The following is a 15148-nucleotide window of genomic DNA, read 5'->3' as shown; positions in this document are numbered from 1 at the left end:
CGGCAGGAGCGATCGTGCCAGACATTTCACGACGAGCAGCCATCCTCGGTGGAGTCGCGGCCTCCCTCGGGGCCGCAGCCACTCTCGCCGGATGTGCCGACGCCAAGGCGTCGAACACCGGTTCTTTTCTTGTTCGGCGGGCGAGTTCGGTACTCACGATGGACCCCGCGAGGGGCGAGTTGACCGACGCCGACATCCGCGTCGACGACGGACGCATCACCGAGATCGGCACCGGGCTGTCGGCAGAGGGGGCCGACGTCGTCGATGCATCCGGATGCATTGCTCTGCCGGGGCTCGTCGACACTCATTGGCACATGTGGAACTCGCTGGCCCGTGGGTTCGGGCAGACGTCGAAAGGCGGATTCGCGCCCAGCATGGCGTCGATCTCCGGGCTGTTCTCGCCCGAGGACAGCGGACTCGGCGTGCGACTGGCGTTGGCGGAGGCGGTGAACGGCGGTATCACGACCGTGCACAACTGGGCGCACAACGTGATCAGCCCCGCGCACGCCGAAGCGGAGTTCGAGGCGATGCATTCGTCGGGCGTTCGTGGGCGATTCGCGTACGGCTATCCCCAGGCGCTGGGTGCTGCCGAGCCGATGAATTTGACGCACCTGAGAGAGTTCGCCGGGTCGCTGCCCGACGGCCTGGTGTCGCTGGGAATGTGCGCACGCGGACCCGATCGGTCCGAAGATGCTGTCTGGCAACAGGAATGGGACACCGCACGTTCGGTCGGGTTGCCGATCACAATCCATATGGCGTCGAACGCAGAGGCCGCGGCACTCGGTGGCGTCGAAAAGCTGGATGCGCGTGGAGGACTCGGCCCGGATGTGCAACTGGTTCATCTGACCGCAGCCAGTCCTGTTGATCTGGACGCGATTGCACGGGCCCAGTCGCCGGTGTCGATCAGCCCGTGGACGGAACTGCAAGTGGGATACGGGCTTCCGCCCATCGCTGCGATGCAGGCAGCCGGGGTGCCGATCGGTCTGTCCGTCGACAACACGGTGTTGTCCGGCAGTGCGGACATGTTCGGCGTCATGAAGCTGACCGCCGACCTGCCTGGGGGAGTGGACGCGAAGCAGGGCGTCGTCGCCGATGCGACGGTACTGGACTGGGCAACTGCGGGAGGGGCGCGGTCGCTGGGTCTGGGCGACGTCGCGGGAGTGCTGGCCGAGGGGAGGCCGGCGGATCTCGTTCTGGTGCAATCCGATTCGGTCAACACGGCGCCGGTCTACGACGCCACCACGCTCGCGGTGAGGGCTGCGAATCCGTCGAACGTGTCGTTCGTGATGATCGACGGTGTCGTGCACAAGCGGGACCATCGACTCGTACGCGTCGACGTCGACGGCCTTCTCGCGGAGGCGCAGGACGCCATGGCGTCCATCCGCGGACGAGCGGGGATCTAGCCGACGGGTTCGATGTTGTCGCGCGTATCTGCGTCGACGAACATCTGCAGGAACGACGCGGGTCGAGTCTCGACCTCGTCGGCGTGCTCTGGGCTTGTCATCGGATTCCTCTCTTTCGCAGGCGGGAAGTTCTACCGATGAGCCTGACAGGCCCATGTCTCTACAGTGGAACCCGAATGGACACGGAGAGGTAACGAGCTGGCGTCGGCGAGATAACGCGCCGCTATTTGTAAAAGCCCTCCCGCAGGGTGATGCCGTGTTCGATCCAGACCTTCATCGCAGCGAGCATGCCGGTCCAACCCTGGCAGTTGCCGAACGCGTTCTTGGCGCCGTCGGCGGTGGGCGTCCATGACGACTCGGTGATCGTGACGAGTGTGCGGGTGTCGTCGTCGAGCGACTCGAACTCGAAAGTCGTTGTGGTGTGGCCATCTTCGGCGGTCGTGGCTTCGCCGCCCCATCGGATGACGATGCGGTTCGGCGGGTCTGCCTCGACGACGTGGACAGGGAACGCGCCCGGGAAATCGTGGAAATCCCACGACACTTCGGCCCCTGGTTCGAGGCGGCCACGTGCCCCGCCGGTGGTGAAGTATTGGGACAGCTGCGCGGGATCGGCCACCGCTTCGTAGACCTCGGCGATCGGACGCGAAATCCGACCCGACACGGTGAAGGACAGTTCCGTCAGATTTTCAGTCATGTTGTATTTTTACAACATGTCCCGAATCGAGCACAAGACCGACGACGACGATGCGGTCTTCAAGGCCCTCGCCGCGCCGATCCGTCGGCGCATGCTCGACATCCTCAAGGAGTCCCCACGTACGACCGGTGAGCTGTGCGCACTGCTGCCCGAGGTCGATCGCACGACCACTCTGCAACACCTGCGTGTGCTCGAGAAGGCCGAACTGGTGACGGGACGGAAGGTCGGGCGTGAGCGGCATCTGTCGCTGGCTCCGCTGCCGATCAAGCGAATTTCGGATCGCTGGATCGGGGAGTACGCCCGGGCTGCGGTGGAGCTGCTGGGTCGGCTCGACCAGCCGGAGTCGTGAGCGCGAATGTATAGCGGGGTGCACATTCGCGCGCACGGGCGCGCAGCGCCTAGTTCGCCAGAGCTGAGGTCGCGTGCCGCTCGACGAACAGCGGAACGAAGTCGCGAATCTTCGTGTCGTCGAAACGGCGGTGCGCGTCCGCAACAGCGGATTCGACTGTGGACGAGTCCGTTTCGGGGAACTTCTCCGACAGACGAGACACGATCTCGTCCAGTGCTCGCTGTTCCTCGGGCGCGATGTCGGTGGTGGTAGCCATGACTCCAGAATGCGCGGTCTGTTCATGAAATTTCAAGCGGGCTCGGCGACTTTCTATATAACCATTCTTTTACTTTCGACCTGAAAACCGACGTCGAGCACGTTGACGCTCAAACCTTCAGCGATCAACGTCACGTCCGACGCCAGGTCCGGGCCTGCGCCACATCACAGTGCTCGATCGTCGAGAACCCGTCGCGCGGCGTCGCGACGGCCGATGTTCTCGGTGCGCGCCTTCGTGTCGAGGAGATCGGCCGCCTGCGTGTCCGAACAGTGCCTCAGCCCCATGATCACCCCGATGGCGTTGTCGATCAGTGCCCGGGTCTCGACGCCCTGCATCAGTTCGTGGGCCAACGCCGTCGACGTGAGGTGCAGTCCGAATTCGTCGAGTCCGCGGTCGAGGTGTCCGAGCAGAACCGGCAGCAATTCGGACGTGGTGAGTATCGTCGCCGCGGTGCTGTGGTCGGTGTAGAGATTCAGCGAGCCGACCGAGATGGCCCGATGGTGCAACGGCGCTGCGGTCACTCGGCGAATGCTGCTCTGATGGGCCGTGATGGACAGGTCGGGCCACAGTTGCCCCATCTCGGCGAGATCGAAATGCACGATGCGATCCGTTCGCGCGGCCAGCAGGCATGGGCCGCCGTCGAACTCGTACTGTGCGCGGTCGAACGTCGACACTCGTTCGTCGGTCGGAGCAACCGTGAACGGCGCGATGTCGTCGAATGCGGCGGTGATGCCCGCGTGATCGGCACCGGCGATATGCTGCACGGCGATGGCCGCTACGCGTGCCATCAGTTCGATCAGATCGTCGCTACCGCGGATGGGAAGCGACAGGCGGATCTCGACGGCGGAGGCCAACTCGGGATCCGACTCCCACAGGGGTCCGCCGCGCTGAGGACTGCTGTCGTCGGCCATCGCTATCGTGTCGCCTCACTCGTCACCTGGTACGGCGACGCTTGTCTCGGCGACATCGTAAACCTTCCGAACGGTATGCCGTGCGTGGCGCGGAGAGTCATCTAAGGTCGTACGCTAGACGCAATTATCAAGCAACCGCTCGAAATCACAGGGTGAAGAACTTACGCCCGCCGAGGTGCGTTCGCCGTCGAGGTGGGCGTTACCTTCGTCCGTTTCAGTGCGGTTGGCGCACTGAGAGGGAAGTTGACCCGACATCATGAACGCGGTGATGCAGCATCGGCAGGCAACTCACACGTATCTCGGATCCGGAACAACGGACCAGTGGTAGACGAAAGTCGATCACACCGAGTGCAGGAGTCCGCCATGACATCATCGGCGTCGGGCCACGAGGACGACGGCCCAGAGCTGACCGGCAGGAGCGTTCCCGCCGGGGACAGCAGCCCGTCGCGTTTGTTGCTCTCCCAGGCGTGCGATGCCGTCACGAGCAGGACGAACGCCGACGGTGGTGCGGTCACGCTCATGGCGCCGTCGGGAGCCCGGGAGTTGGTGTACGCCAGCAATGCCGTCGCCCACTACCTCGACGACATCCAGTTCACCGCGGGCCTGGGTCCATGTCTCGACGCGTTCAGCTCGGGGCAGCCGGTCCTGTGCCCGGATCTGCGTCGGAAAGAGTACGAGCATCGCTGGCTCGCGTTCGCGAACGATGCGACCGCGGCAGGCGCTGCGGCTGTCTTCACCTTCCCGTTGCGGGTCGCGTCGACGGTGTTCGGTGTGCTCGAGCTGTATCGGACACGCGCAGGCGATCCGACACCTGACGAGTACGCGGCGATGGAACGCGGTGCGGACATCGTCGGGCAGGTGGTGCTGACGTACTTCGGCGCGGGCGAGAAAAGCGACGGCAACGGCGCCGAAGAACTGAGCCAGGACGGACACCGACGCGGCATTTGGGATTCCGAGTTCTCTCGGCCTCAGATCAACTATGCGGCGGGCATGGTGTCGGTTCAGTTGAACGTCACGTTCGCCGATGCGCTGTCCGCGATGCGGGCCAGGGCCTATCTGGAGCAGTGCTCGCTCACCGAGATCGCCGACGACGTAGTTGCACACCGAACGACATTCACGCAGGGCGAGACATGAGGTGGACGCCGCCGACATCGTCCCCAGTAACGCCCGAGAGGTAGAGATGACCGACAACACCGTTCCCGTGACCACCCGTCTGGCATCGGTCAGCGGCATGCTCACCGCACCCGTCCACCGCGACTCGCACGAGATTCTCGATACCATCGCGCAGCAGGCGATGGCCGTCGTATCCGGGTCGTGCGCGGCCGTGGTCGCCTCGTACCCGACGTCGTTCGTGGTCGCCGCGTCCACCGACGAATCGGCCGCGCCTCCGGACTCGGTCTTCATGGGCGTGGCATCGACGAGCGTCGCGACCAATGCCGTCGTCGTCGTCGACGACACCGCGGAACCGTCGACGCGCTGGGCCGCGTTCGCGTCGGACGCCGTCGGTGTCGGCCTCGCCGCAGTGCGGGCCTATCCGATCCGCATCGACGGCGGACCGGTGGGGGCCGTCGTCGTCGGAACCGAGGAGCCGTGGATGCGAACCCCGCGCGACGCGATGAGCGTTCAGGTGCTCGCCGACCTGGCGGGTGCCGCGCTACGGCTGTCCGACGACGGCGAGCGCCGTCACCGATCCGACGCCGTTCGCGCCGATGCCGCAGACACCGCCGACACCGAGTTCGCCGTCGGGATCATCGCCGAGCGGCACGGACTGGATATCGGCGCTGCTCACGACGTCCTGCGCGGTCTCGCGCGGCGGACCGGCAGCCCGATCGTCGACGTCGCCCGTCGCATAGCAGCAGGCGGCGACGTCGTGATCGGAAGCACGGACCGGGAGGAATGATCGCTGCCCATTGTGGGTAGGAAAACTTCGTGGTGGTGAACAAGACGACACAGTCGGCGCTCTCGGTCATGGCGCTGTTCGTCGTAGTGGGCGCGTTGTGGGGCGGCATCGGATACGTCTACTCGGATCACAGCCTTGCCAAGGCTGCACTCTGGGGTGGCATCGTGATCGCGGTCGGGTGGTGTGCCGTCGTGATTTCCTGGGTGGTGAAGTACCGGCGTTTGCGGTCGAGGCGCCGGAACAGCAACGGCATCGACGACGTGCAGGACTAGACTCGACGGCAGCAGGATGGCTCACACCCAGGGACTCGAAGTGGCACAACCTCCGTTGGATGTCACGGTGAAGCACGCAGGTTCCGTCACCGTGGTAGCTGTGCGCGGCGAAATCGACCTGGCGACGGCGCCGCATCTGTCTCGGTCCCTCGATTCCGTGCTGACCGGATCCCGTATCGACGCCTTGGTCGTCGACCTGTCCGGAGTCACCTTTCTCGCCTCGGTGGGACTGACCGTTCTGGTCGAAATCAGTGGACGGGTGACGCCTTTCGGCACGTTCGCGGTCGTCGCGGACGGCCCCGCGACGCGTCGACCGTTGACCATCACGGGGCTGGACCGAACGATCACGGTGTTCACCGATCTGGACTCCGCGATCGACGCCGTGGACTCGTAGGCTCTTTTTCGCAAGGGCCCGCGATATTTCGGCGATATCGGGTATGGCTCGCCTATGACTGGATTGTCGGCCGACTTCGATCCCGTACCCGGCGTCGGTCCCAGCGAATTCGTGTTCCTGGACGTTCCCGCCCACGGTGAGGCAATCAGCGGTATACGACATGCGCTCGTCGGATGGCTCGGCATCACCGACTTCGACGACGACCGCAGCGCCGACATCGCTCTCGCCGTCTACGAGGCGATGGCCAATGTCGTCGAGCATGCGTACCGCGACTTGGACACAACTGGGACTCTCGACCTGAGAGCGGGTTACTCGACCGTCGAGCGGGCGCTGCAGGTGGTCGTCGTCGATCACGGTGTGTGGCAGAGACCGGCGTCGAATCCGGTGCGCGGCAACGGTATTCCGTTGATGACGGCCCTGTGCGACGGGGTGTCCATCGATCACTCCGATGCAGGGACATCGGTGCTCATGAACTGGTTCGTCGGCTGATCAGTCCGTGTATCTGCGCGGTACCGTCCAGTACCGGCCGAACTCACGGTCGTACGACGCGGGTTCGAACGGGCTGTTACCGCCGGCCGGATAGCTCGTCAGCTCGCCCACGACGATCCTGGACCCCACGACGTACAGATCGACGCGTACGAAATCCGTGCCACGCGAGAGCGTTTCGGCGATCTCGATCATCGTGTCCAACTTCGGCGGTGTGTTCTGCGGTGGATCTGCGTGCGGCGGGCCCCCACTCAGCGGTAGGTGGGTCCACGGACGACGGTAGAAGTCTTGGGTCCGCCCACCGAAGCGTCCGGTATCCACTTGTACGAACTCGCACCGGCCGTGGAACACGAAGAACTTGTAATCGTCCGCGATACCGTCGTGCGGCCCGGTCAGCAGCTCTTCCACCAGAATTCGACGGGGAACGGCGCCGTACGCCCACTCCCGGTTGGGTCCTTGACCGTACAGCTGACGCGTCCAGAAATCGGCGATCGCCGCCAGGTGCCGTCGATCGGCCCGCTTGGGTCGGACGTGTGTGTAGCTCCAGCACGCGTCGATCGGCGGTAGTTCGGTGTCCGGTTCGGCGTTGTCCGACACGACGACGACCGCCCCGCTGCCGTGAGTCGGCTTCATGACGAACTCGGCGGGGAGCTCGAGATCGACGAGATCGGACGGGGAGTCCAGAACCGCGTACACAGTCGGTAGAAAGCCCGGTCCGACAAGGGATTCCACATGATCACGAACCGCTGCCTTGTCGGCGAACGTGACCAGTAGCCTGCGGTGGTCACGAAGCATCTTGTACTTGACCTTGTCAGTGAAGGTGACGGGGCGACGCGTCCGCCACAGGCGCCACCACCGCACCACACGAGTGCGCTCACGCACACGAGCTCGTTCGGCCATGGTTCAGGCCGGCCGGCGACGACGTCCCGCGGGGCGAAGATGCTTCACGGGATCGTGCAACCTTGTCACCGGCGCCGACATCATTCCTCGATACAGGTGCAGGTAGGCGTCGAGCATCGTCTCGGCGGAGCATCGAAGGATCGCGTGACGGCGGACCGTCTTTCGGTCGAGCGCGACGGTACGCGGAATCGCTGCGGCCAGGGCGTCGACGTCGTCGGCAGGTACCAGCGTCGCACAGTCGGCGGTGACGATCTCGGGGATGCCTCCACGCGCGAACGCGGCGACGGGCGTGCCGCACGCCAACGCCTCGGCCACCACCAGCCCGTAGGGCTCGTCCCACGACGGGGTGACCAGCGCGGCAGCTGCCCCGCCGACCAACGCGGCGAGTTCGCGCTGATCGAGATGCCCGACGTACGTCACCCGGTCGTTCAAGCGAGGTCCGATCTCGCGAGCGAAGTACTCCGGGTCGGAGATCGGGCCCGCGAGCTTGATCGGGTACCCGGCTCGTACTGCGGCCTCGATCGCGAGGTGGGGCCCCTTCTCGGGTGTGAAGCGGCCGGACCAGGCGAGATACGGGCCGCCGGATCCCTCGGGCCAACCGAGCACGTCGACACCGTTCGGCACGATGTCGATCTCGTCGACGATCCCGTGCCACATCGAGGCGGTGTGCCGACTGACCGCGGCGAACCTGGTTCCGACGCCGTCGCACGCGGCCACCGCCGACTGGATCCACGGCGTCGGCGGAGTGTGAAGCGTCGTCAGCACCGGCGTCGCGAGTGTTCGCGCCATCGCGATGGGCAGATAGTGCAGGCTGTGGTTGTGCACTACGTCGTACTGGCTGCTGGCTGCCAGGTCCAGCATGAGCCGCAGGTACGCGTGATGATCCGACATGAACGTGTCCGACGGCATCGAGACGTCGGCGCGGGCCTGCGGAGACAATTCGAGGACCTGCACGTCGAGGCACGTGCTGCCCAATGCAGGGTCCGACCCGGGCCCGGCGAAGAGAGTCACCTCGTGCCCAGCGTCGGCCAACGAATGGGCCAGGTGCCACGTGTGCGCTTCGAGTCCGCCCGCAAACGGTTGCTTGATGGGGAAGCGGTTCGAGGCGACGATCGCGATGTGCAACTTGTCCGCACTCACGGGCGTCCGCCGTCCGTTTCCTTGTTTCGCGCAGCCTTGTTTCGCGCAGCGTAAATCACGCACACCCCTCGTTGTCGGGTCGGTCGATGTATCCGAACGACGTGATACCCCCGGGTCGTCGTAACAAACCAGCCGCGCTCGGGGGTTGCGCAGCAACCGAACTCGCTCGTGAGGATTGATACCTGCCGCCGTGGGGAATCCGTGCGTCCGGAAGTCGAGGGAGCGCATGGATTTTTCAGCCTTGGTAGGTATGCCTTTTCGTGCGGCGTCGGCGCTGCGTCAGGCCCGGGTGTTCCATCCCGACGGCGTCATGTTCCGTGGTGAGGTGCGCCGCGTGGCGCCGGACGGGCACGGGCTGCCGCTGCAGTCGGGCGACGTGCTCGCACGTCTGTCGAAGGGGATCGGACTGCCCTTCGGCATACCCGACATCGGGGGACTGGCGTTTCGCAGATTCGGACGGTCACCGGACGAGCAGGACTGGGACGTTCTGCTCGCGGGATCGGGCAAAGGGATCGTCGGCCGCATGATTCCGTGGCCGGCACGGTCGTGGGGAACCGCCGAGTTCTCGACGCTGATGCCTCTGCAGTACGACGGGCGTTCGTGGTGGCTTCGCGCCGTGGCGACCGAATCGCCCACCGGCGCCATGAATTTGGAGAACGCGCGCGACGCGCTGTTCAGCAATCGAATGGAATTTCGCATCGACCAGGCATGCGGGGCAGACGATTTCGTGCCCTTGGCGTACCTTCGTCCGACCGGTCCGAGTGGCATCTCGGACGCACAGGTCGGTTTCGACCCGGTTCGGAACAGTCACCCGCAGGTCCGGCCTGCGCCCGAATGGCTTCGAGCGGTTCGACAGTCGGCGTACCGGAACAGCAGGGAGGGCCGACCTACGGACGCTCTGCCGCGACCAGCTCCTCCGCGACCTTTTTGAGCGGAATGTTCCGCTGCTGCGACAGTTTGGTCAGCAATTCGAAAGCTTGATCCGCGTCGATCTTGTACCGCTCCATGATCATGCCCTTCGCCTGGCCGATGATGTCCCTGCTGGCCAAGCCCGCGCGAAACTGTTCGTTGTCCCGCGCGCCGAGCAGCGCGATCGCGGCGTGGGCGGCCAGCGCCTCCCCGGTGAAAACGGCGTCGGGGCCGAACGCCTTGGCTCGGTTGCTGTAGAGCACGAGCGCTCCGACGTCGTCGCCGTTGCTGAACAGTTGGAACGCGACCAACGACCGCACGCCCTGGTCGACGGCGCCTGCGGCGAACTGGGGCCAGCGATGTTCGACACCGAGATCGTCGGCTACCACGACATCGAAGTGGCGCACCTCCGATGCGATCGGACCTTCGCCGTACTCGTACTGTCGACGGCACAGTTCCTCGGCCATCTCGTCGGTCGCGGCTACGACCGTGCGCTCGCCCTTGGTCAGCGTCGTGATGCAGCCGCTGTCGGCGCCGTCGACGAGCTCGACCGCCGTGTGCAGAATACCGTTGAGCGTATTCGACGTGGACCTGCGTTCGTCGCGCATGTCGCGCGCGAACTGAGCAAGAAGCGCGGGTAGTTCCGCATGCCGTGAAGAACGGTCTTCTCCGCGGTCGTACGACATCCAGATGTCCTTCCGGGCAAGCGCGTCGGCTGCTGGATGCAGGATCGACACGCTGTCGAACAAACAACTGAATTTTATATACCAGCCAGTTCGATCGGAAGGTTTCGGGTCAGTCAGCGATGGTTCGCATCACGGCCTGCGGCTGAAGATGACGGCCAGTTCCTCGTGCCGGCGACCGACGTCGAGCTGACGTGTGGCTTCCAACCATGCCGCACGTTCGTGCATGACCGGCCCGAATTCGATGGTCTGTCGTCTCACCACCGAGGCGTCGAGACCGGATAGACGGAGCTGCCGCACGGATTCGTCGACGTCGGCGAACTCGGACTGGACGAACACGGCCACACCGCCCGGTACGAGCAGATCGGACAGGCTGGAGCACAGCAGGTCCAGGACGGTTCTGCCGCGATCGCCGGCGTCCCAGGCCCGGTGCAGACCCATGCCTTCCGGCTCGTTCGGGGAGGGAACGTAGGGGGGATTGGACACGACGACGTCGAACGGACCGTGGCGCTGCGCGTCGGTGAGTGTTCCGAGGCAAACGTTCACGTTCGTGCCGTTGGCGACGGCGTTGGCCGACGCGCACGACACCGCCTGCTCGGAGATGTCGTATGCGAACACCTCGCGTGCTCCACTGCGCGCGGCCTCGATGGCGGCGATACCGCTACCGGTACACAGATCGAGGACGCGGGCACCGGGAAGAATCCCGAGCGATGTAATTTCCGAACACAGGAGGTAAGAATCCTCCTGAGGTGCGTAGACGCCGTCGTCGACGCTGATGGTGGGATAAGTACGTTCTCGGGCTGCGGTCACAGGTACCTCCGTAGTCGGTACCCGAGGTTGCCCCTGTCCGATTGTTTCTAACCCTGCTCCGGCGCGTAGGTTTCGGTCCGCTAAGCAGAACGCATTCTCCGCGTGGACTCAGCTCGGTGGGTCGGGGTAGGCGGGGGTGTCACGCTCTTCGACGTGGAGGGGTGCTCTCCGAAAACAACTTTGTCCCACCAGCATTGACGCTTCCGTGATTCGGTCCAGATCACGTTGGGCAAAAATTCGGACGCCATGAGGCACCTCCGGTCGACCGGGCGATCAAGCGCCGGATCGGGATTGGATCGTGTCGCAGTGCGCGAGCGCGACACACTTCGACGTCTGCCCGCGGGCTCGAGGTGACGTGGTCGGCCGCCGTTGCTCTCGAGACGCGGCGGTGCTACCAACACTACCCGTGATTTCGAAAGGGCGCCCGAAAAGCAGTGACGCGTCGCTCGCGAGGTGTCGGACGCGTGGTAAGGTCCACAAAACCTGGTCGAGCACGTGCCGGTCGGAGTCGACATCGACTCACTCCGTTCGCCGAATTCCCTGCTCGAGGCGTCTTTTCAGCGAACGCGACTCACCGCACCCGCAGAAAGCCGCCGCGTCATGCCTGACAGAAATCTGATCGAGGCCGTCGAAGAGGTCTTCCGCACGGAACGTCCGGTCAACGCCATTCCCGCCGAGGCGATTCCGGCGCTGTGCGCGCAACTTGCAGCGCATCGCGATGTTCTCCGCCGGGCGGGGCATCAGGACGGGGCGGATCGGGCGGAAGCGGTTCTCGAAGAACTCGCACAGCTGTATTCCGCGAAAAGCTGACTAGGACTTGATTTTCGACGCGTCCGCGTACGACTCGTCGGTATTCTGCGTCCCCGCGCGTGGGCGCATGCGTAGCGGGACGACCACCCACATCGACACGAAGGCCACGACTGCGACGCCCCCGCCGACGGCCGCAGCCGCGCCTCCCATGACGACTTCGGAGACGAGCACGACGACGCCGGTCATCGCGAGTCCGAGGAAAACGAGACCGGCGACCGCGGATCGGTGTGCTGCGGCGACCAATTGTGCGACGGCACGTCGCCGAAACAGCAATCGGTGCATCGCCACTGGCGCCACCAACAGAATGGTGGCCGCGACGGCCGACACCACCGTCAGCATGAACACCGTTTTGCCGTAATCGGGAAGTCGATGGAATCTTTCCTGGAACGGAAGAATCAACAGGAAGCCGGTCAACAACTGCACACCGGTCTGTACGACGCGCAGTTCTTGCAACAGCGATATCCAGTTGCGATCGAGGGTCTGAACTGGGGTTTCGCCACGATTCTCGCGGTTGTAGGCGCCGTGGAATTCCGAAGGTCCGGTATCTTCTTCCCGCGTGCTGGACATTCCGAACATTGTTCCTCCAATGCGTCGGCAGCAGAATTCCGCCGAGCAGTTACTGCGCCCAGGGACGCATGGATTACCCGCTCAGGACCGAGTTACACCCTATGGCTGGGGGATCGCCCACGGAAAGACTTAGAAATAGGTTCCGTGCAATGCGTCGACGGCGTCGTTCTTCGTCGTCACGGTGGTCGTGGGACGTGGACGATGACCGACGGACTCGGTCGCCGACGGCAGAGCCGCCGTGATGGCCTGTGCCAACGTGTCGTGACAGTCGATGGTGCCCGCGAGGCTGACGATGGTGCCCCGCACCGAGAATCGACAGGCGACGGTGATGCAGGATCGACTGTGGCTCAACCGAACCGACGCCTGGGCCAGAGCAGATGTAGCCCGCGGCGTGATGTGTTCGACGTCCATCAGATCGATCACGATCGAGCGGCCGGAGGTGAGTGCGTCGTCGATACAGTGTTCGAACTCGCGCGTCGACGCCGGATCGAATCCGCCGCACACGCGGACGACGACGGGCCCACCCGCCGGCTCGTCCACCGACATCGCAAACACGTTCGCGTCCAAGACGATCGGTGTGCAGAACGACATTCGTATGGACGCAGGTGCAGTATGCACCGAGTCGAGTAGCGTCATCGATACCCTCCGTGCCTCGTCAGACGGCGGCATGCTGAGCGGAAATTCGCAGCACACCGCAGTCCGGTTCGTTCGACTACGGGCTACTCCTCAACCACGTTGACCAGATATTACGACCGATGTCCGACGGATGTCGGAGAACTCGTCGGTAATTTCGGGTGGCTAAGGAACGGAGGGCCCAGCTGTGCAGCCGTCTACGCCGTGACGAACCGCCGCATGATCGTGTGCGCTGCCTGCACGACCGTCGTCCGGTCGTACGTCTGCACGAAGTCGAACGTGCGCTCGAGGTCGGGTCCGTTGTCGTGACGGTCCCTGGCGGACAACAGAGCGGAATAGTGCGGCCCGAGGACGACGACGGCCCACTCGTTGACGAGGTCGTCGTCCTCGCCGAGGGGTGCGTGTTGGATGCGTCCGTCGAGCATGTGGGACAGACCCACGCCGTAGACGCCGGCGAAACCGATGGATTCGGACATGTGACGCCACCGCATCGCGGTCGTCGGTGTGAAGTGCTTGGCCCGCTGAAAGGTTCCGAGGACCAGCATCGACGACCCCATCGCGACGGCCTGGGACTCGAGGGTCTTGCTCATCTGCACGAGGAGGCGCTTGGTTCCGCGACGCGACTCCGCGTGCGTGCTGACGATGCCGTACGGCGTGCCCACGTCGGATGCCGGAGTGCTCCACACCGGAGAGTTCGGAATGGGGACGACGTTCTCTCGCAGCAACGTGTCCGGATTCGCGAGTGGCGGATAGAGAGCGCCGAGGCCGTAGGTCGCCCCGATGGTCTGTGCCGACAGACGGGCGGCCTCGCTGTCGATGCCCTCGGCGATGACGACCGCGTTCGTACGCTCGACGTAGGCGGCCAACGCGTGCGCCAGGGATCCGATCTCGAAGTCGATGGTCCGTGTGATGAATTCTCGCGCCGTGATGACGATGTCCGGCTCGATGAGCGACAGCAGCGTCGCGGCGTGCAGTTCGGCGCCTACGCCGTCGAGAGCGATCAGACGACCGTGCGACCGGGCGGTCTGCACCCGCCCGAGGGCTTCGTGGGGGTTGTTCATGATGTCCGCGACGTTCACGGTCACGATCAGTCGTTCGGGGCTGTCCGACGCGGGAGCCTCCAGCGCGACCCGAGACTGAGAGTCGACCGTCACGAGTAGGGGGAGAGTCCCGGCGATCGACGCCGCGACCTCGCTGCGGGAGAACTCGAACTTGCGGTCGTCGTACTCGGCCCTTTGGTCCATCATCTGCGCTGCCCGGCGCAGGGCATCGGCAGATTCGAGAGCAGACCCACGCGGACCGCTGAGCTGCAGTTCGACAGCAGCCAACGCGGCATCGTCGAGCCGCCGCACCGGCGCGAACTGCATGGATACCTCCAGCCCGAGCAACGTGGGCGATTCGGGACTGGTGTGCACAGCAGCGTGTTCAGAAGCAGAAGTCATGCAGAATGAGCCTCCAGCGTCGGAGTGTCGTCGCACGCGGGCGACGGACGACCGATTGGAGGCTCATCCGGCATGAATCTGCAAGCAGGTCGTCGGCGCGTATGCGGCGATTGTCAGCGCCGGCTGCTCGACGCGGACTCGATCCTACTGGTCTTTCCTATTCGTCGACTACCAAGTCTCCGCCGCCGAGGACGTCGAGGATCATGCGCACCGGGCGAGTCGGCGCGAACACGCTCACCGTGCCATCGTTGATGCGGGCGTTGTCGATGATCGCGTTGGCTACGCCGGAGTACATGAACGACACCTCGGACAGATCGACGCGAACGTGCGCGTGCTCGTTTGCCATCCGATCGAGGGTCTCGACGAACTCGACACGAGCGGACATGTCGAGCTCACCGGAGGCGCGGAGGACCGCGTAGTCGGCGGAGTAGGACTCCGAGTCGAGCGAGTAGCGAGTTGTGTGAGCCGGCGGTTCCTGGTCTGCGATGTGCGCAATGAAGTCGGCCACGGGTTCTGTAACGGTCATGTTGCATTCCCCTTAGTCTTCACAAATGGAATATCGGGGCGCACCGGCTTCTTCAGTGCTTCT

At 64.6% G+C, this 15148-nt stretch carries 20 protein-coding genes; 9 read left to right on the top strand and 11 right to left on the bottom strand.

What is annotated here, in order from left to right; all coding sequences use genetic code 11:
- Nucleotides 1-14: 14 nt before the first annotated feature.
- Entirely contained in the window at nt 15-1403 is a 1389-nt protein-coding gene (locus A3K89_RS12075) for an amidohydrolase family protein (protein ID WP_068425673.1), read from the top strand.
- Nucleotides 1404-1626: 223 nt separating this feature from the next.
- On the opposite strand, the gene A3K89_RS12070 is transcribed toward A3K89_RS12075, so the two are convergent.
- Entirely contained in the window at nt 1627-2097 is a 471-nt protein-coding gene (locus tag A3K89_RS12070) for an SRPBCC domain-containing protein (protein WP_068425670.1), read from the bottom strand.
- Nucleotides 2098-2113: 16 nt separating this feature from the next.
- Here A3K89_RS12070 and A3K89_RS12065 point away from each other — a divergent pair, with 16 nt between their 5' ends.
- Nucleotides 2114-2446 carry an ArsR/SmtB family transcription factor gene (locus A3K89_RS12065; RefSeq protein ID WP_254303502.1) on the top strand — a complete coding sequence of 111 codons (333 nt, stop codon included), beginning with the start codon at nt 2114-2116 and terminating at the stop codon, nt 2444-2446.
- Nucleotides 2447-2495: 49 nt separating this feature from the next.
- Here A3K89_RS12065 and A3K89_RS12060 read toward each other — a convergent pair whose 3' ends face one another.
- A complete protein-coding gene (locus A3K89_RS12060) occupies nt 2496-2702 on the bottom strand; it encodes a three-helix bundle dimerization domain-containing protein (RefSeq protein ID WP_068425664.1) in 207 nt (68 codons plus the stop codon).
- A gap of 164 nt (nt 2703-2866) precedes the next feature.
- The gene (locus tag A3K89_RS12055) at nt 2867-3613 is read right to left on the bottom strand and encodes an ANTAR domain-containing protein (protein WP_068425661.1); all 747 of its coding nucleotides are present in this window, start codon (nt 3611-3613) and stop codon (nt 2867-2869) included.
- A gap of 363 nt (nt 3614-3976) precedes the next feature.
- Here A3K89_RS12055 and A3K89_RS12050 point away from each other — a divergent pair, with 363 nt between their 5' ends.
- The 5 genes from A3K89_RS12050 to A3K89_RS12030 are packed head-to-tail and all read left to right on the top strand — an operon-like array spanning nt 3977 to nt 6668.
- Nucleotides 3977-4747 carry a GAF domain-containing protein gene (locus A3K89_RS12050; RefSeq protein WP_157105293.1) on the top strand — a complete coding sequence of 257 codons (771 nt, stop codon included), beginning with the start codon at nt 3977-3979 and terminating at the stop codon, nt 4745-4747.
- A 46-nt stretch (nt 4748-4793) separates the two neighbouring features.
- Nucleotides 4794-5513, top strand: a complete 720-nt coding sequence (locus tag A3K89_RS12045; RefSeq protein ID WP_157105292.1) for an ANTAR domain-containing protein — start codon at nt 4794-4796, stop codon at nt 5511-5513.
- 35 nt (nt 5514-5548) lie between these two features.
- A complete protein-coding gene (locus A3K89_RS12040; RefSeq protein ID WP_125833370.1) occupies nt 5549-5785 on the top strand; it encodes a hypothetical protein in 237 nt (78 codons plus the stop codon).
- A gap of 40 nt (nt 5786-5825) precedes the next feature.
- The gene (locus A3K89_RS12035; RefSeq protein ID WP_254303501.1) at nt 5826-6179 is read left to right on the top strand and encodes an anti-sigma factor antagonist; all 354 of its coding nucleotides are present in this window, start codon (nt 5826-5828) and stop codon (nt 6177-6179) included.
- A gap of 54 nt (nt 6180-6233) precedes the next feature.
- Nucleotides 6234-6668 (top strand): ATP-binding protein, encoded by a 435-nt coding sequence (locus A3K89_RS12030; RefSeq protein WP_068425649.1) that lies wholly within the window; start codon nt 6234-6236, stop codon nt 6666-6668.
- Here the strand turns inward: A3K89_RS12030 and A3K89_RS12025 are convergent, their stop codons facing one another.
- The gene (locus tag A3K89_RS12025) at nt 6669-7547 is read right to left on the bottom strand and encodes an ATP-grasp fold amidoligase family protein (protein ID WP_254303500.1); all 879 of its coding nucleotides are present in this window, start codon (nt 7545-7547) and stop codon (nt 6669-6671) included.
- A gap of 21 nt (nt 7548-7568) precedes the next feature.
- Nucleotides 7569-8705: a glycosyltransferase gene (locus tag A3K89_RS12020; protein ID WP_068425646.1), complete on the bottom strand. Its 1137-nt coding sequence runs from the start codon at nt 8703-8705 to the stop codon at nt 7569-7571.
- Between the two features lie 250 nt (nt 8706-8955).
- On the opposite strand from A3K89_RS12020, the gene A3K89_RS12015 reads away from it, so the two are divergent.
- Nucleotides 8956-9636, top strand: coding sequence for a hypothetical protein (locus A3K89_RS12015; protein WP_084423715.1), 681 nt, complete (start codon nt 8956-8958; stop codon nt 9634-9636).
- Here A3K89_RS12015 and A3K89_RS12010 read toward each other — a convergent pair.
- Both A3K89_RS12010 and A3K89_RS12005 read right to left on the bottom strand, forming a co-directional pair.
- Nucleotides 9593-10363 (bottom strand): GAF and ANTAR domain-containing protein, encoded by a 771-nt coding sequence (locus tag A3K89_RS12010; RefSeq protein ID WP_240930869.1) that lies wholly within the window; start codon nt 10361-10363, stop codon nt 9593-9595. The genes A3K89_RS12015 and A3K89_RS12010 overlap by 44 nt on opposite strands.
- Nucleotides 10364-10429: 66 nt before the next feature.
- Nucleotides 10430-11107 carry a HemK2/MTQ2 family protein methyltransferase gene (locus A3K89_RS12005; protein WP_068425640.1) on the bottom strand — a complete coding sequence of 226 codons (678 nt, stop codon included), beginning with the start codon at nt 11105-11107 and terminating at the stop codon, nt 10430-10432.
- Between the two features lie 600 nt (nt 11108-11707).
- Between A3K89_RS12005 and A3K89_RS12000 the strand changes: the two genes are divergently transcribed.
- The gene (locus tag A3K89_RS12000; protein WP_157105291.1) at nt 11708-11917 is read left to right on the top strand and encodes a hypothetical protein; all 210 of its coding nucleotides are present in this window, start codon (nt 11708-11710) and stop codon (nt 11915-11917) included.
- On the opposite strand, the gene A3K89_RS11995 is transcribed toward A3K89_RS12000, so the two are convergent.
- The 4 genes from A3K89_RS11995 to A3K89_RS11980 all read right to left on the bottom strand — a co-directional run bounded on the left by A3K89_RS11995 (nt 11918) and on the right by A3K89_RS11980 (nt 15085).
- Nucleotides 11918-12484: a DUF6328 family protein gene (locus A3K89_RS11995; RefSeq protein WP_068426241.1), complete on the bottom strand. Its 567-nt coding sequence runs from the start codon at nt 12482-12484 to the stop codon at nt 11918-11920.
- Between the two features lie 129 nt (nt 12485-12613).
- On the bottom strand, nt 12614-13030 hold the full coding sequence (locus A3K89_RS11990; RefSeq protein ID WP_157105290.1) for a hypothetical protein: 417 nt from the start codon (nt 13028-13030) through the stop codon (nt 12614-12616).
- A gap of 284 nt (nt 13031-13314) precedes the next feature.
- The gene (locus tag A3K89_RS11985) at nt 13315-14559 is read right to left on the bottom strand and encodes an EAL domain-containing protein (protein ID WP_068425631.1); all 1245 of its coding nucleotides are present in this window, start codon (nt 14557-14559) and stop codon (nt 13315-13317) included.
- Nucleotides 14560-14716: 157 nt separating this feature from the next.
- On the bottom strand, nt 14717-15085 hold the full coding sequence (locus tag A3K89_RS11980; RefSeq protein ID WP_068425628.1) for an STAS domain-containing protein: 369 nt from the start codon (nt 15083-15085) through the stop codon (nt 14717-14719).
- Nucleotides 15086-15148: the final 63 nt, after the last annotated feature.

The sequence above is a fragment of the Rhodococcoides kyotonense genome (assembly GCF_001645385.1).
GTDB lineage: Bacteria > Actinomycetota > Actinomycetes > Mycobacteriales > Mycobacteriaceae > Rhodococcoides > Rhodococcoides kyotonensis_B.
This window is presented reverse-complemented; position numbering and strand designations above follow the sequence as displayed.

Coding starts and splice junctions, on each gene's coding strand:
- A3K89_RS12050 (WP_157105293.1), top strand. CDS start 3,977: ATGACATCATCGGCGTCGGGCCACGAGGACGACGGCCCAGAGCTGACC.
- A3K89_RS11985 (WP_068425631.1), bottom strand. CDS start 14,559: ATGACTTCTGCTTCTGAACACGCTGCTGTGCACACCAGTCCCGAATCG.
- A3K89_RS12030 (WP_068425649.1), top strand. CDS start 6,234: ATGACTGGATTGTCGGCCGACTTCGATCCCGTACCCGGCGTCGGTCCC.
- A3K89_RS12045 (WP_157105292.1), top strand. CDS start 4,794: ATGACCGACAACACCGTTCCCGTGACCACCCGTCTGGCATCGGTCAGC.
- A3K89_RS12065 (WP_254303502.1), top strand. CDS start 2,114: ATGTCCCGAATCGAGCACAAGACCGACGACGACGATGCGGTCTTCAAG.
- A3K89_RS12055 (WP_068425661.1), bottom strand. CDS start 3,613: ATGGCCGACGACAGCAGTCCTCAGCGCGGCGGACCCCTGTGGGAGTCG.
- A3K89_RS12015 (WP_084423715.1), top strand. CDS start 8,956: ATGCCTTTTCGTGCGGCGTCGGCGCTGCGTCAGGCCCGGGTGTTCCAT.
- A3K89_RS11980 (WP_068425628.1), bottom strand. CDS start 15,085: ATGACCGTTACAGAACCCGTGGCCGACTTCATTGCGCACATCGCAGAC.
- A3K89_RS12070 (WP_068425670.1), bottom strand. CDS start 2,097: ATGACTGAAAATCTGACGGAACTGTCCTTCACCGTGTCGGGTCGGATT.
- A3K89_RS11995 (WP_068426241.1), bottom strand. CDS start 12,484: ATGTCCAGCACGCGGGAAGAAGATACCGGACCTTCGGAATTCCACGGC.
- A3K89_RS11990 (WP_157105290.1), bottom strand. CDS start 13,030: ATGTCGGTGGACGAGCCGGCGGGTGGGCCCGTCGTCGTCCGCGTGTGC.
- A3K89_RS12060 (WP_068425664.1), bottom strand. CDS start 2,702: ATGGCTACCACCACCGACATCGCGCCCGAGGAACAGCGAGCACTGGAC.
- A3K89_RS12000 (WP_157105291.1), top strand. CDS start 11,708: ATGCCTGACAGAAATCTGATCGAGGCCGTCGAAGAGGTCTTCCGCACG.